At 69.1% G+C, this 14,711-nt stretch carries 10 protein-coding genes; 2 read left to right on the top strand and 8 right to left on the bottom strand.

The genetic code is table 11. From position 1 onward, the window contains the following. Positions 1-17: 17 nt before the first annotated feature. From NH14_RS04225 to NH14_RS04250, 6 genes are all read right to left on the bottom strand, one after another. On the bottom strand, positions 18-1,550 hold the full coding sequence (locus NH14_RS04225; protein ID WP_035521288.1) for an efflux transporter outer membrane subunit: 1,533 nt from the start codon (positions 1,548-1,550) through the stop codon (positions 18-20). After that, complete coding sequence (locus NH14_RS04230) at positions 1,547-2,569, bottom strand: efflux RND transporter periplasmic adaptor subunit (RefSeq protein WP_035521286.1); 1,023 nt, start codon at positions 2,567-2,569, stop codon at positions 1,547-1,549. Before NH14_RS04230 ends, NH14_RS04225 begins: the two co-directional genes overlap by 4 nt. Continuing rightward, positions 2,566-2,775: a DUF1656 domain-containing protein gene (locus tag NH14_RS04235; protein WP_035521817.1), complete on the bottom strand. Its 210-nt coding sequence runs from the start codon at positions 2,773-2,775 to the stop codon at positions 2,566-2,568. The genes NH14_RS04230 and NH14_RS04235 overlap by 4 nt, the downstream gene beginning before the upstream one ends. A gap of 37 nt (positions 2,776-2,812) precedes the next feature. Continuing rightward, positions 2,813-4,987 carry an FUSC family protein gene (locus NH14_RS04240; RefSeq protein WP_035521284.1) on the bottom strand — a complete coding sequence of 725 codons (2,175 nt, stop codon included), beginning with the start codon at positions 4,985-4,987 and terminating at the stop codon, positions 2,813-2,815. 13 nt (positions 4,988-5,000) lie between these two features. Beyond that, positions 5,001-5,459: a MarR family winged helix-turn-helix transcriptional regulator gene (locus NH14_RS04245; protein WP_035521282.1), complete on the bottom strand. Its 459-nt coding sequence runs from the start codon at positions 5,457-5,459 to the stop codon at positions 5,001-5,003. Positions 5,460-5,661: 202 nt separating this feature from the next. Beyond that, positions 5,662-6,348 carry an HAD family hydrolase gene (locus tag NH14_RS04250; protein ID WP_035521280.1) on the bottom strand — a complete coding sequence of 229 codons (687 nt, stop codon included), beginning with the start codon at positions 6,346-6,348 and terminating at the stop codon, positions 5,662-5,664. Positions 6,349-6,653: 305 nt separating this feature from the next. Here NH14_RS04250 and NH14_RS04255 point away from each other — a divergent pair, with 305 nt between their 5' ends. Further along, the gene (locus tag NH14_RS04255) at positions 6,654-7,811 is read left to right on the top strand and encodes a porin (protein WP_035521278.1); all 1,158 of its coding nucleotides are present in this window, start codon (positions 6,654-6,656) and stop codon (positions 7,809-7,811) included. A 42-nt stretch (positions 7,812-7,853) separates the two neighbouring features. Here the strand turns inward: NH14_RS04255 and mltA are convergent, their stop codons facing one another. Beyond that, positions 7,854-9,770: a murein transglycosylase A gene (gene mltA, locus NH14_RS04260; RefSeq protein ID WP_052147736.1), complete on the bottom strand. Its 1,917-nt coding sequence runs from the start codon at positions 9,768-9,770 to the stop codon at positions 7,854-7,856. Between the two features lie 24 nt (positions 9,771-9,794). Then, positions 9,795-12,026, bottom strand: a complete 2,232-nt coding sequence (locus NH14_RS04265) for a serine/threonine-protein kinase (RefSeq protein ID WP_237179507.1) — start codon at positions 12,024-12,026, stop codon at positions 9,795-9,797. A gap of 374 nt (positions 12,027-12,400) precedes the next feature. Between NH14_RS04265 and NH14_RS04270 the strand changes: the two genes are divergently transcribed. Continuing rightward, a complete protein-coding gene (locus tag NH14_RS04270) occupies positions 12,401-14,710 on the top strand; it encodes a CHAT domain-containing protein (protein ID WP_244143454.1) in 2,310 nt (769 codons plus the stop codon). Position 14,711 lies beyond the last annotated feature (1 nt).

Consider the following 14,711-nt stretch of genomic DNA (forward strand, 5'->3'; position numbering starts at 1 on the left):
GCCGCGATCGGGCGCTGTTATTGTGTCGGCACCGGCTGGGTGGCCTCGGGCGCTTGCGCGGACTGTGCGGATGATCCCGCCTGCCCCGACACCACTGGCGACGGCTTCTCCTGATCCGGCTGCCACCCCCCGCCCAGCGCGAGAAATAGCTTCACCTGATCGAGCGCCACCTGGCCTTCGGCTGCCGCCACCTGGGCATGCGCGCTCGTGAGCGTGCGCGTGGCGTCGAGGTCCGAGAGGAACGGTTCGCGGCCCGCCGCGTAGAGGCGGTGCGTTTGATCGGCGGATTGCTGCGCCGACGCATAGGCCGTGCGCAGCGCCTCGGCGCGCTGGTCGTCGGCGGCGTAGGTGGCGAGGCTCGTCTGCGTCTCGCGCAGCGCGTTGAGCACCACGCCGTCGAAGTGCGCGAGCGCGCCGGCGGTGGCCGCCTCCGCGCCGCGCACGCGGGCGCGCTGGCCGTTTAGCGGGAAAGTCCAGTTGATCAGTGGTCCGATCGACCAGGCATTGGTCTTCGGCGTAAACAGATCGCTCGTGAGGCCGATCGAGCCCACGCCCGCGCCGATGCTGACCGACGGATACATCTCCGCCATCGCCACGCCGATGCGTGCGGTGGCCGACGCGAGTTCGCGCTCGGCCGCGCGCACGTCGGGGCGGCGGCGCAGCAGCGCCGCGCCGTCGCCAACCGGGATCGGCTGCTTGAGTTTGGGCAGGCGGTTGCACGCGAGCACCGCCGGCGGCAGATCGGACGGCGCGCGCGCGAGCAGCATCGCGAGTTGATACTGCGCGACGCGGCGGCGGCCCTCGAAGCGGGGGATATCGGCGGCGAGCGTTTCCACCTGGGTCTGGCCGCGCGTGACGTCGGGCTGGTTGCCGCGGCCCGCGTCGCGCAGGCGCTTCGTGAGCGCCACGCGCTGCTTTTGCAGGGCGAGCGACTCCTGTGCGATGGTGAGCTCCTCGCCGGCCGAGCACGAGGCGACATAGGCCTGCACGACGTCGGCGACCACGGTGATGCGCGCGAGATCGGCGGCGGCCAGCACGGCCTCGTCTTCGGCGCTGGCGGCTTCCACGCCGCGCCGGAGCTTGCCGAACAGATCGATTTCGTACGACACGTTGATGCCTACATCGCCCAGGTTCGCCACCGGCAGCTTCTCGAACAGCAGGAATTGCTCCGCCGATTCCTGGGCGCGCTGGAACCCGGCGGTCGCGCTGCCCGAGAAGCCGCCCTGCGCATTGGCCACTTCGAACGCGGCGCGCGAACGCGCGAGATTCGCGGCGGCCACGCGCAGGCTCGTGTTCGATTGCAGCGCCTGCTGGACGAGCTGGTCGAGCGTGGGGTCGTCGTAAAGACGCCACCAGTCGTTGGGCACTTCGCCTTGCGAAACCGGGGCGTTGCTTGCGCCGTCGATCGGCCCTTGCGCGAGCGGCGCGTTCACGAGCGCGTCCTTCGGCACTTTGTAGTCGGGGCCGAGGTTGATGCACGCGCCCAGCGCGAGTACGAGCGGCGCGAGTGGTGCGAGCGCGAAGGCGCGCCGGAGGCCATGACGCATCATTGCGAAGCTCCGCTCGCCGTTGCAGGCGCGGCGCCTGCATTCGCGCTTGCGCTTGGGCTTGCTTCGGCATCCGAAGCAGTGACCGCGCCGCTGGTGCTGCTTTCACGGGTGGCGCGCGCCGCCGCGCCGGGCTTGCTCGCCTGCTTTTCGCTGGCTTCGGTGCGCACCGCGACGGTGGCCGTGCGGCCCGCGATCATGCGGAAGTCGTCGGGCACTTCGTCGAGCGCGACGCGCACCGGCACGCGCTGCGCGAGGCGCACCCAGCTGAACGCGGGGTTCACGTTCGGCAGCAGATTGGGGCTTTGCTGGCGGTCGCGGTCCTCGATGGCGGCGACGATGCTCTGCACATGGCCGCGCAGCGCACGCGGCTCGCCCATCACGGTGATCTCGACGGGCTGGCCGAGATGAATGCCGTGCAGGCGCGTCTCCTCGAAGTAGCCATCCACGCGGAACGAATGCATGTCCACCACCGAGAGTTCGGCGCGGCCCGCCGTGACGTACTCGCCCACGCGCGGCGCGCGGTCGTTCAGATAGCCGTCCACGGGGCTCACGATGGTCGTGCGCTGGAGGTTCAGCTTCGCTGTGTTCAACTGCACCTGGGCGTCGGCCACCGCGGCTTCGCCCTGATCGACCTTCGTGCGGCTTTCTTCCAGCGTTTCGCTGGCGACCAGATTGCCGAGCGTACGGTTGCGCGCGTTTTCGCGTTTCGCTTGCGCGAGCGTGGCCTGGCGATTTTGCAGCGCGGCTTCGGCAAGACGCAGCGCGAGCGTGTAGCGCGCCTGGTCGATCACGAACAGCACCTGGCCTTTTTTGACCTGCTGGTTGTCGACCACCTCGACGCGCGTGATGAGGCCGCCCACGTCGGGCGCGACCTGTATCACGTCGGCGCGCACACGGCCGTCGCGCGTCCACGGCGAGTACATGTAGTAGTTGACGATGCGCCATAGCACGACCGCAGCTACGACGACGACAATGAGCGTGAGCAGGATCTGTCCTGCCGAGAACCAGGTTTTTTTCACGGTAGTAAGCGATGCGACACGATGATGACGGCAGCCAATACGAAGATATAAATGCCGAGGTCGAAAATGGAACGATGCCATACGAACCGGTAGAAGCCGACGCGCGTGAGCACCTTGCCGATCACGACGTTGATGAGGTACGCGATCAGCATCAGCACGAGCACGGCGGGCACGAACACGCCGAAGATATCGATTTCGCCGATCATGGCGCGAATCCCGAAGTCAGATGAAAAGGTTGCGCGCTCATCCATTGGCTCCGGATGGCTCCGCGCCCGGACGCTGGCCGACCAGCGTGGGGTAGAGCGAGAGGCGCAGGCCCACGAGCGCGTGCTGCGTATCGCGCAGCCAGCGCTGCGTGAAGTGCGCGGGCGGCGGCGTTGGCGCGCTTGCGCCGGCTTGGCCCGCTGCATCGGCGTCGGTATCAGCGGAGCGGGCGGCTTCGGCGGCTTCTTGCGCAAGCCCTCGCGCGGCCACGCGGTGCAGGGCGTCGTCGATGGTGGCGAGCAGCGCGGGCGGGGCGCTCTGGCGCTCGCTCGTCTGCGCGCAGCGCGTGTAATGATCGCTGACGCCCGCGAGCACGCGGTCGATGGCGGCGTGCATGTCGCCGTCGAGCTTGCGGCGCGAGCGGCGCAGGTCCAGTGCGTTGAGCGCGATGCGCAGGTCGCGGAAGCTTTCGATCGAAGGATGCCGATGTTCGTCCGAGGCCGCGAGGCGCGGAATCAGCTGCATCAGGCGGTCGACCATGCGCGAGGCCAGATCGCGCTGGTCGGCGATGCGTTCGGTGCTGGCGGAGAGCGCCACGTCCGTCCAGCTCGAGCGCAACAGGCGCTTCGCCGCGAATTCCGCGCCGAACGGGCGCGTCATGCGCGTCCACAGATAGGCGAACAACAGGCCCGAGACGCCCGCGATATTACTGTTCAGGAAAACGAAGAAGTCGGCCTCGTAGGCGCCCTGGATGCTGATGAAGGTGGCCGTGTTCACGGCCACGAGCATCGTCACCATGTTGAACTGCGGGCGCGGAATGAGCGTGCCGATCAGGATGAACGGCCCCGCGAACAGCAGCACGAGCATGGCGAAGTCGTGCACCTTGGGCAGCACCACGAATAGATAGAGCCCCGCGATCACCGCGCTCGCCGCCGTCGCGACGAAGAAGCGGAACACCAGTGGCGCGGGGTCGTCGAGCGCCGCGAAGAAGCAGCAGGCCACCGCCGCGAGCGTCACCGCGCCCGCGCCGTCGTGCCAGCCCGAGCTGACCCACAGCCAGCACGCCACCAGAATCGCGCCCATCGGCACGAGGCACGAGAACAGCATGAGGCCGCGGTCGTAGAAGCGCTCGGTGCCGCCGAGGCGCCAGTGCCGGTAGCGCGGCCGCCACGCACCGGTTTCGTGCGCGATCAGCGCGCGCAGGGTCCGGCAGTCCTGCCACACATCGATCACCTGGCCCAGACGCCACAGCGCATTCGAGAGCAGCGCACCCTCCCAGCTCGTGAGCGCGTCGTGCGGGCGCTGCAGCGCGGCCACGCGCGCGCGCAGGCGCTCCGCCACGGGGTCGCCTGCGTCGTCGTGGATCTCGGCGGCGCGCGTGGGCAGCGGGGCGTCGAACCACCTGGCCGCGTCGGCGAGCAGCGCGTCGAGGCCTTCGGGCCACGTGTGCAGATCGCGCCGCAACGCGATGAGCGGGTCGGCGAGCGCGGAAATCATCGGCAGGAACAACTGCATGCGCCCGCGCAGGTTTTGCGCGCGCGCGAGGATCTCGGGATGCGTGTGGTCGTAGCTCAACTGGCTCAGCAGGAATTCGAGCTGGTTCACCGTGGAGGCCATGCGCTGCCGGCACGCCGAGAGCGCCTTGCCCGCGATTTTCCCCGAGAGCGTTTCGCGGCCGTAGAAGGCGGCGTCGCGGAACCACGCGTCCGCGCGCTCGATCAGCGTGGGCGCGAGCCGGCTCGGGAAGAGGTTGCTGCCCACCACGCTCGCGCAGATGATGCCGAGCGTGATCTCCTGGGTGCGCGCGATGGCCACGTCGAACACGGTGTCGGGGGCGGTCACGGTGGGCAGCGCGATGAGCGGCATGGTGTAGCCCGCGAGCATGAACACGTAGCTGCGCGCGGTGCGGTCCGAGATCGCCAGATAGAGCATCGTGCCGGTCCACAGCGCTACGATCACGCTGAACAGCAGCGGCGTTTCGACGAACGGCGGCACCAGCGCGATGGCGGCGGTTGCGCCCAGCGCGGTGCCGAGCGCCCGGTAGAGCGCCTTCGAGCGCGTGGCGCCCACGAACGGATTGGAGACGATATAGACGCTCGCCATGGCCCAGTACGGGCGCGGCAACTGGAACACCAGCGCGATATAGAGCGCGAGCATCGAAGCGGCGAAGGTCTTGACCGAGAAAAGCCAGTCGCGCCAGGAAGGGTAAGTCATGAGCCGCGTGCCGCTATCGGTCGTGAAGGGACGCGTCGGCCGGGTCCGGCGCGTTGAAGGCGTTGAGCACGCGCAGCGTGGCTTCCAGATCGGCGCGGCTCACGCCCTTGAGCACGCGCGCGCGCAGCGCACGCAGGTCTTCCTCCATTTGCGCGGTGACGGCGCGGCCTTCGTGGGTCAGCGAGATGGTTTTGGCGCGGCGGTCGTCGGGGTCTTCGTCGCGGCGCACGAGGCCCGCTGCGCAGAGCTGGTCGAGCAGGCGCACGAGCGAGGGGCCTTCGATACCCACGTGCTCGGCTAGCGTGACCTGGCGTACCGCCTCGCCAAGCCGCCCGGCGGTGAGCAGCGGCGCGGCGCAGGCCTCTGAAACGTTATAGGCGGCGAGCGCGCCGTGACTCGTGCGCCGCCATTTGCGCGCCGCGACGACGAGCGTGCTGCTGACGGCAAGACGTAAAGTATGAAGATTCGACATCGGCGCGATGATAGCGGAAAACTATTTGGTAGCAAACTATCGTTTTTCGGCTGGCTGTCGCCGGGCTTCCAAACAAGGCTTTCAGGCTGCGGCGCGGCCTGTCCGCGAAGACCTTTCCGGATGGTAGTGGAATGGGTGCTGGCGTGCGTGCTGGGTGTCACCCCAGGTGCCGCTTTTTGCGGCTAGCCGTATGACGCGAGGTTCACTGAGCGCGCCAGCCCGCGAGCAGGGCCGGCAGTTGCGCCATGTCCGTGAACACCTGCGCGACGCCCGCCTCGCGCAGCGCCTGCGCGCCGCTGTGGCCCGGCGTACCGGAGCTGTAGCCGAACACGGTGGCGCCCGCCGCGAGACCGGCGCGCGCGCCCGTCACGGTGTCCTCGATCACGGCGCAGCGTTGCGGCGCGGCGCCAAGGCCCGCGGCGGCCGCGAGATAGACGTCGGGATGGGGCTTGCTGCGCGGCGTTTCGTGGCCGCTGAAGATGCGCCCCGCGAAGCAGTCGAACAGGTCCACCTTGCGCAGCTGCAGCTCGACCTTGTGGCGGTCCGCGCCCGAGGCCACCGCAATGCGCCCGTCATAGGCCGCGTGCACGGCGCGCACGGCGGCCGGCGCGCCCGGGATCTCTTCAAGGTCGCGTTCGAGCGCCGCGTTGCGGCGCGCGCGAAAGTTTTCGAGCCACGCCTGCGTAATGCGAAAGCCGGTGTGCCGTTCGATGCGCGCCGCCTCGTCCTTCACCATCTTGCCGACGAAAAGACCCATCGCCTCGTCCACGGAGAGCGTCCAGCCGAGCTCGCCCAGCATCTGGACCAGCACGACATGCGTGATGCGTTCGGAGTCGACGAGCACGCCGTCGCAGTCGAACAGCACGGCGTCGAAGGGGAGGTGAGGCATGGCTTGATGGGGTCATCGGGGGCGGGTGGCTGGGAGCGCGATGATAACCGGGATGGGGCGAGGGCGTCGGACTCGCGGGCAGGCCCGTTTTTGCGTTGAGCGCAACGCCGCGGTATCGCCGCGCAGGCCGAGTGTTTGACGCGCGCCAATGCTTCGCGTCTTGTCGCCACAACAACGGCCTTTCGAGATCGCGCGCGGACTGCATTCTGCTGCGGACGTAAACGTTCTGTAAATGCAAATCGCGCTTCGCTTTTCGTCACTCGATTAAGTCGGTTCGAGGCAGGCGCATCAAACCGGGGTTGAAAATGAAAAAGACCATGATGGTCGCCGCTTTGGCCGGCGTATTCGCGACGGCTGCACAAGCTCAGAGCAGCGTCACCTTGTTCGGGCTTATCGACGCAGGCGTGACGTACACCAACAACCAGTCCGGCCACAGCACCTGGCAGCAGACGAGCGGCACGGTCAACGGCAGCCGCTGGGGCCTGCGCGGCGGCGAGGACCTCGGTGGCGGCCTCAAGGCCATTTTCACGCTGGAAAACGGCTTCTCCATTAACAACGGCGCCGCCGGGCAGAATAACCGCCTGTTCGGCCGCCAGGCATTTGTCGGTCTGGCGAGCGACCAGTTCGGCTCGGTCACGCTCGGCCGCCAGTACGACAGTGTCATTGACTTTGTCGCGCCGATCTCGCTCGTGGCTTCGCCCTATGGCGGCACGATTACCGCGCATCCGTTCGACAACGACAACCTGAACAACACGATCCGCATTAACAATTCGGTCAAGTACACGAGCGCGAACTATGGCGGCCTGAAGTTCGGCGCGCTGTACGGCTTTTCGAATACGGCCGGCGAATTCGCCAATAACCGCGCGTATAGCGCCGGCGGCAGTTATCGCTTTGGCGGCTTGAACGTCGCGCTGGGCTACCTGCAACTGAACAACGACATCAACAATCTGGCGACCTCGACCAACAGCCCCGGCGCGGTTACGGGCAGCTTGCCCTTCACCGCGGGCACGCAGCGCACGTTTGGCGGGGGTGTCGGCTATACGCTGGGCCCGGTCACGGCCGGCATCGTCTATACGCAGACCAATCTGAGCAATGCGCTTGGCGGCAGCATCGGCGCGGCGCAGGCGGGTACGGCGGCGCCGGTCCGCCTCCGGGCGAACAGCGCCCGCCTGCAAAACATCGAAGGCAATGTGCGCTACGCGCTCACGCCCATGGTGACGCTGGCGGGCTCCTATACCTATACGCGCACGAACTTTGGCGCGGGTGAGAATCCCAACTACAACCAGGTCAACCTCCAGGCCCAGTACGCGATGTCCAAACGCACCAGTGTGTATCTGCAAGGCGACTGGCAGCACGTGAGTTCGAATCCGTATGGCTTCGGCGCGCACCTGAACGGCCTGAGCGGGGCTTCGTCCACGCAGGACCAGGTGGCCGTCTCGACGGGGTTGCGTCACACCTTCTGACGGCATGCGGGCCGGGCGCGGATTGCTCCGCTGGCCGGCCCGCTAGTTCCCTGTGTCGTCGTCCACGCACAACTGCGGGTCGGCCACGAGGCAATCGTTGTTCGACTGCACCGCCATCCCGCGCGTCTTCGTGGCCGATTCCTGCGCGGCCACGTGCAGTCCCTTCGGCAACAGCAGCCACATGCGCAGGCGCTCCTTCGTGCGGCTCGCCTCGGCCTGCGCGGACTGGCCGAAGCCATAGAAATAATCGGCGCGCACCGCGCCCTGGATCGCGCCGCCCGAGTCCTGCGCCATCATCAGCCGATTCACGGCGCCGGGCGTTTGCGGGTCGTCGCGCGTGGCGACGAACACCGGTGAGCCGAGCGGCGTCGTGCGCGGATCGACGGCGACCGAACGGCCCGCCGAAAGCGGCACGCCGAGCGCGCCAATCGGTCCGTTCGGCGAGTCGGGGATGGGCCGGAAAAACACGTAGCTCGGGTCGGAGATCGCGAACGCGTGCTTCGGTTGCGTATTCGAACCGAGCGAGCCTGGCGAACCGGGCGAGCCGAGCGCCTTGGCGAGGTCCGCGCCCGCGCTCGTGCCGGTGTTCTTCGCCGCCGGTTGCTGAGCGCTCGCCACGGCGGGCCGCGCCGCGCCGCTCGTCGACGGGCCGGTGCTGGCAAGCTTGAAGCCGCGCAGCAGCGGCGAAGTGGGCTGGTCGTCGTCGCTGTCGTTCGAGCTTGTCGACGACGCGCCGCCGCCCTCCGGGCCCTGCGGGCCATTCGCGCTGGCGACCAGCTCCGGGCCGTTGCCGCCGCTGTCGTCGGCGACGTCGATTTCCATCTCGATGCCGCGCACCTTGAGCTTGCGTCCGCTCGAGCCTGCGCGTGCGACGGGCGGCTCGAAGGGCCGGCCGTTCTGCTCCGCATAGGCCACGCGGCGGATCGTGCCGTCGCGCATGCGGATCTTGCCCGAGCCCTGCACCTGCATCGAATAAAGCAGCACGGGGTCGTCCACCCACGCGAGCACCGGCGCGCGCGCCGCGCCGCGCTCGATCTCGGCGCGCGTGTAGTACGGCACGATGCGCGTGCCCTCCAGACGCAGGCGCAGTTTCTTGTCGCGGATATCGGGCACGCTGTCGCGCAGGTCGAGCGTGTAGACGCCTCTAGCGCTGCCTGGCTCCGCGCCCGGCAGCGGGACCACGGTGCGCCCTTCGACGCGCGCCGCCGTGATGCTGCCGCGCGCCGCGCCGCCGAGCCGCCGCGCGTCGAGGTAAAGCATGTCCTCGGGCACGCCGTAGACCGGGTAGACATAAGCGCCGCCGGGCTGGCGGTTGCCGTTCAGGAGCGGCTCGTAGTAGCCGGTCATGGTGCCGTCGCCGCTGCGGTCGGTGTTGCGGATCTGGTAGACGTCGAAATACGTCTCGAAGAAGCCGCGGATTGCGGCGGCGCTGGCCGCGTCGATGCCGCGCGCGGCGGCGCAGGGCACGCTCCAGCCGTTGCGCGAGCCGAGCACGCCGCAACTGCGCTTGAAGGCGTCGAGCGAGCCGCCGAGGTTGTCGGCGCTCCAGCCTGGCAGGTCGGCGAAGCGCGCGGTCTGGTACCACGCGTGGCGCGTGGAGAATGCGGCAACGGGGGCGGCGGGCGAGGGCGGGGTGGCGGAGGTGGCCGTGGCCGGAGCGGCGGGTGCAGCGGGTGTGAGCGGCGCGGCTGTCGTGGCTGCCGTGGCCGTTGCCGGCGGCGCGGCCGGGCGCGCCGCCTGGTTCGCGGCCGGGCTCGTGGCCTGATTCGCCGTCATGGTCGACGCCGATGGCGAAGCCTTCGCGACAGTCGCCGTTGCCTGGGATTGCGCCGCCGCTTGCGCCTTGCCGGCCTGCGCCTGCGTGGACGGCCCGATGATCACCGAGCTCGCCGGATTGTTGCTCGCGCAGCCGGCGAGCGCGGCTGCCGCCGCCGCAAGCAGAAAGAGCGGTCTGTCCATGACGGTCTCCTGTGGCCTGCGCCGCTAGGAGCGCGGCGCCTGGCCGTTGCTGCCGACCACGTCGATTTTGAACGTCGCCGCGCCGAACGCGTTGCTGCAACTCGTAGCCGACGTGCCAGCTTTCGCGCAGCGCGCCTCGCCCGCGAACGGCGACGCGCTCGTCGTGCGCTTCGCGGCGGCGGCCTGCTGGGCGCTCGCGGGGAAATCGGCGAACACGTCGCCCGGGTGCAGTCCGGCGTTCGAGAAGTCGCGCGGCTCGGGCGACACGATCACGAGAAAGTGGATCGGCCCGGCGGGCGCGTCGGCGAGCATCGGCCAGCTCGCGCGCGGCAGCGTGAGCGTCTGCCCCGCGGCGATGGTGTTGGCCTTGTCGCGGCCGTTGGGCAGCAGCATCAGATAGTTGCCCTCGGGGTCGACCATGAACGCGTAGACGCGGCCCGCGCGGCTGCTCGTCACCTGGAACTGCAGGAAGTCTTTCTTGATGCGCGCGGTCGTGCTGCGCAGGGTCGTGCGCACGTCGATCGAGGGATCCGCGAGCGCGACGATGCGCTCGAACTCGCTGACCGGCGTGTAGGGTTCGAGCGTGGCGGCGGGCGGCGCTGCAATGGTGGTGCTGACGCTCGTCTGCGGAAGCGCTGCGGCTGTGGTGGCCGTAGTGGCCGTGGCGGGCGGCGGCACCGGCGGCACCGGCGGCACCGGCGGCACCGGCGGCACCGGCGGCAGGGCGGCGGCGCTTGCGGTGGCCGGCGCTTGACCGGCCGGCGTGATATGCAGCGTCACGCGCGGCATCTGGTCGGACGGCCGCAGTGCGAACCACGCCCCCACGGCCGCGACGATCACCACCCCCGCGCCGATCGCCAGCGGCACGGTGCGTTTGCGGCGAGCGGGCGCTGCCATGGACTGTGCGGATTTCGTGGATGCCGTGGGCGTCGAGGATGTCGCGGCTCGCGCCACGGCGGGCGACGCAGCCGCTGCCGATCCAGCCGACGCCATCGACGCCGATCCAGCAGCCCCCGCCCCAGGCAACGGCAACGCGGTTTCCCCTTCGCGCAACGCATAAGGCTGCGCGAACTCCTGCCCCGCGCCCGCATGCCCCGCCGCGGCATCGCCGCCTGCCATGATGCCCAGTTCCGCCGCGAGCGCTCGCACGTCCTGCGGACGGTCCTCGGGCCGCACCGCGAGCGCGTGGTCGATGGCGCGCAGGAACGCGTCGCCATAGCGCCCCGCCGCCGTGGTGGCGAGCGGCGCGTAGGTGTCGCCCATCAGCCGGCCCACGGAGGCGGGCGGCGTCTTGCCCTCGATGGCGTAATAGACCACGGCCGCGAGCGCGTAGATGTCGGTCCACGGACCCTGCTTCATCGACGGCACCTCGGCGTACTGCTCGACCGGCGCATAGCCGGGCTTGAGGATCACCGTGAGCGCCTGGGTCATGTCGCCGATTACGCGCCGCGCCGCGCCGAAGTCGAGCAGCAGCGGCCGCTGGCTGCCCTTGAGCAGCATGATGTTGTCGGGCGCGATGTCGCGATGGAAGCACTGCGCGTCGTGCAGCACCGCGAGCGCGTCGATGAGCGGCGCGAGCAGCCCGCGCAGCCAGGCCTCGGTGGGCGGCATGCCGAGCTGGCGCAGCATCTCCTTGAGCGTCACGCCTTCGTAGTACGGCATCACCATATAAGCGGTGCCGTTGGCTTCCCAGAAGCGGTAGACCTTGACGAGCGAGTGATGATCGAACTGCGCGAGCAGTTGCGCTTCGTTGATGAAGCTCTTCAGGCCGGCGCGGAAGGTGTCCTCGTGGCGCTGCGAGCGCACCGTGACATCGGCGCTGCCGGCCACGCGCGCGGCGAGCGCGGCCGGGATGTACTCCTTGAGCGCCACGTGACGGCGCAGCAGCGTGTCCCAGGCGAGATAGACGATGCCGAAGCCGCCTTCGCCGATCAGCCCGACGATCTCGAACTCGGCGATGCGCGTGTGGATCGGCAGCGCCTGGTGGGCGGCTTCGGGTGTGGCGGGCGCGGCGGACGCGGCCGGCACGGCCGGCGTCGATCCCGCCGAATCGTTCGGGCTCGTCTGCGCCGGCTGCGGCTGTTGTTGTGGCCGTATCTGCGTTTGCGCCTGCGCGGCCTCTTCTTCGCCGGCCGGCGGCGCGTGCGCCGATGCGTCCTGAATCGTCGTGGCGTCATCCACGCGTGGCGCGTCCTGTCCGGTGGCCGGGGACACGATGACCGTCTTGTCGTCGGGGCTGCTGCTCATGCTGCTCATCTAGCGGAGTTCCGTGTCGGGCGAGGCTGGACCCACGCCCATCCAACACCAAGACGAATCGGCATGGCCGATTTTGAACGCGTCGCGAGGGTCCGTGACGGTTCGCGACGGTTCGCGATGGTTCGCGATGGCGCGGGACGCGCTGCGCGCTGGCCTGCCTACGTTAGCTCAGACGAAATTTTTATGTGCGCTTTCAAAAAGCCTCGTCCCGTTTCGTCTTAAGACTTAGGGTCCGTTCACATTCAAAACGGGCTTGCGCTGGCGGCCAGCCCGTTATGGAAAGTGAACAGACCCTGAAACGGCCCGCCGGACGCTGCTCCGGCTGCGCGCTCTGGGGCCGGTTGCGTGATGTTTCTTTCCTGCAGGAAAGCGAAGTGAACGAACTCGAACATCGGTTGGGCTCCGGGCAGGCTGGCGCGCCGCTTGCCCGGACGAAGGCGCCGCTGGGCGCGCTGCTGTGCGCGTTGTTGCTGGGCGTTGCCGCGCCGCGTGCCGCAATCGCGGCGGGCAGTGGTTCGGGTAGTGGTGCAAGCAGTGCGACGGGCAGTAGCGCAAGCACCGCTACGAAGCACGCCGCAGCCGCGCCGGGCAACACCGCTAAATCCGCGGCGGATGCTCCGGCCGCGGGCCTTGCGCCCGAATCCCAGGGCTTCCGCGAAGCCGCCGAACGCGAGCGCGACGCCGAAACGCTCAAGTCGCTCACCGACGAAGGGCGGCTGTTGCTCTCGCGCGACCGCGTCGCGCTGCCGGCCTACGACTATTGCAGCATGTCGGTGGCGGCGGCGGAGCGGGGCGACTTCCGCGACAGCATCAACGCGGCGGCGCGCGCGCTCGTGGTGGCCGAGCGCACCGACAACGCGGACCTCGTCGCGCTCTCCAAGCGCGATCTCGCGATTGCCTATAGCTACGCGGGCGACCTCGATGACGCCGACAAATACGCGCGCGAAGCGCTCGCCTCGCAACCGAAGCAGCCCGAGCAGGTGTTCGCGCCTGCCAACAAGGTGCTCGGCGACGTGGCGCTGCGGCGCGGCGATGCGCAGGCGGCGCTCGCGGCCTACGACGACGCGTTGCTGACGGCCTCGCCGCGCTTCAGGCCGCTCGTGCAGATGTCCATCGTCAACGCGCAGATCGCCGTGGGCGACACCGCCGCCGCGCGCCAGACGCTCGACAAGGCAGGGCCGCCCGCGAGCGCCGAACTCGCGCCCGCCTACGGCCGCATCGAGGGCAAGCTGCTGCTCGCCGAGGGCAAGCCCGCCGAGGCGCTCAAGGTCTACCAGGCGCAGCTCGCCAGCACCGGCGGGGGCGGCGCGAGCGAAGCGAGCTACGACAACCTCTGGGTGCACGAAGGCATCGGCCGGGCGTATCTCGCGCTCGGCGACAAGGACCACGCGCGCGAGGCGTACCTCGCAGCAGTGGACGATTCCGAAAAAATCCGCTCGCGCTTTCGCAGCGACGAGTTCAAGACCGGCCTCTTCGGCGACACGCAGTCGGTGTTCGAAGAGGCGATCAAGCTGAGCGTCGATGCGGGCGACTACGAAGGCGCGTGGAGTCTTTCCGAGCGCAGCCGGGCGCGCGCGCTGCTCGACGTCGTGCGCAACCGCGTCGAAGCGGGCGTGGACGATCAGCAGCTGAACGGCACGGTGCCGACGCTCCAGGCGGTGCGCGACGCGCTGCAACCCAACGAGGCCATCGTCGAGTACCACAGCCTGAAGGACACGCTCGTGGTGTGGGTGATCCGCAAGAGCGGCCTCTCGGGTCACACGTTGCCGCTCAAGCGCGCCGACATTGATACGGCCGTGACCGACGTGCGCAATGCCATCGTGCACCGGAGCAAGAACGCGATCACCTACGGTGACAAGCTCTATGCGCTGCTGATCGCGCCGCTCGCGCTGCAGCCCGGCGAGCGGCTCATCATCGTGCCGCACGGCGCGCTGCACTATCTGCCGTTCCAGGCGCTGCACGGCCCCGGCGGCTTCCTGATCGAGCAGCACCCCGTCGCGCTCGAACCGTCGGCGAGCGTCGCAATGCAGCTCGAATCGCGCCGCCCGAAAGTGGCCAGCAATCTCGTGGCGTTCGGCAACCCGCGCATCGCGCCCGCCTATGCGCTGCCCGGCGCGCAGGCCGAAGTGGAGGGCATCGCGCCGCTGTTCGCGACCAAGACGCTGTTCCTGCAAAGCGCCGCCACCCGCGCGCAGTTCCGCGAGAGCGCGCCGGGCGGGCGCGTGCTGCACGTCGCCACGCACGCCCAGGCCGACACCATCGACCCGCTGCACTCGCGCATCCTGCTCGCGCCCGCTACCCAGCCCGCCGACGGCCCCGACTCGCTGCTCGCGCTCGATGTCTACAACCTCAAGCTCAACAACGTCTCGCTCGTCACGCTCTCGGCTTGCGAAACCGGGCTCGGGCGCATCGCGCGCGGCGACGAAATCCTCGGCTTCACGCGCGCATTCTTCTATGCGGGCGCAACGAGCCTGATCGTATCGATGTGGCCGGTGGCCGACGAGTCCACGGCCATCACCATGCGCACGTTCTATTCGCAGCTTTCGCAAGGCCAGGAAGCGATCGACGCCATGCGCGCCGCGCAGCTCGCCGTCATGAAGGAGCCGCGCTTCGCGCATCCGTTCTTCTGGGCGCCGTTCGACCTGATGGGCGGATGGCGTCTTTCCATCGCGCGCGGATCATGAC

The sequence above is a fragment of the Paraburkholderia sacchari genome (assembly GCF_000785435.2).
In the GTDB taxonomy this organism is placed as follows: Bacteria; Pseudomonadota; Gammaproteobacteria; order Burkholderiales; family Burkholderiaceae; genus Paraburkholderia; species Paraburkholderia sacchari.

Coding starts and splice junctions, on each gene's coding strand:
- NH14_RS04245 (WP_035521282.1), bottom strand. CDS start 5,459: ATGTCGAATCTTCATACTTTACGTCTTGCCGTCAGCAGCACGCTCGTC.
- NH14_RS04250 (WP_035521280.1), bottom strand. CDS start 6,348: ATGCCTCACCTCCCCTTCGACGCCGTGCTGTTCGACTGCGACGGCGTG.
- NH14_RS04240 (WP_035521284.1), bottom strand. CDS start 4,987: ATGACTTACCCTTCCTGGCGCGACTGGCTTTTCTCGGTCAAGACCTTC.
- mltA (WP_052147736.1), bottom strand. CDS start 9,770: ATGGACAGACCGCTCTTTCTGCTTGCGGCGGCGGCAGCCGCGCTCGCC.
- NH14_RS04255 (WP_035521278.1), top strand. CDS start 6,654: ATGAAAAAGACCATGATGGTCGCCGCTTTGGCCGGCGTATTCGCGACG.
- NH14_RS04225 (WP_035521288.1), bottom strand. CDS start 1,550: ATGATGCGTCATGGCCTCCGGCGCGCCTTCGCGCTCGCACCACTCGCG.
- NH14_RS04265 (WP_237179507.1), bottom strand. CDS start 12,026: ATGAGCAGCATGAGCAGCAGCCCCGACGACAAGACGGTCATCGTGTCC.
- NH14_RS04235 (WP_035521817.1), bottom strand. CDS start 2,775: ATGATCGGCGAAATCGATATCTTCGGCGTGTTCGTGCCCGCCGTGCTC.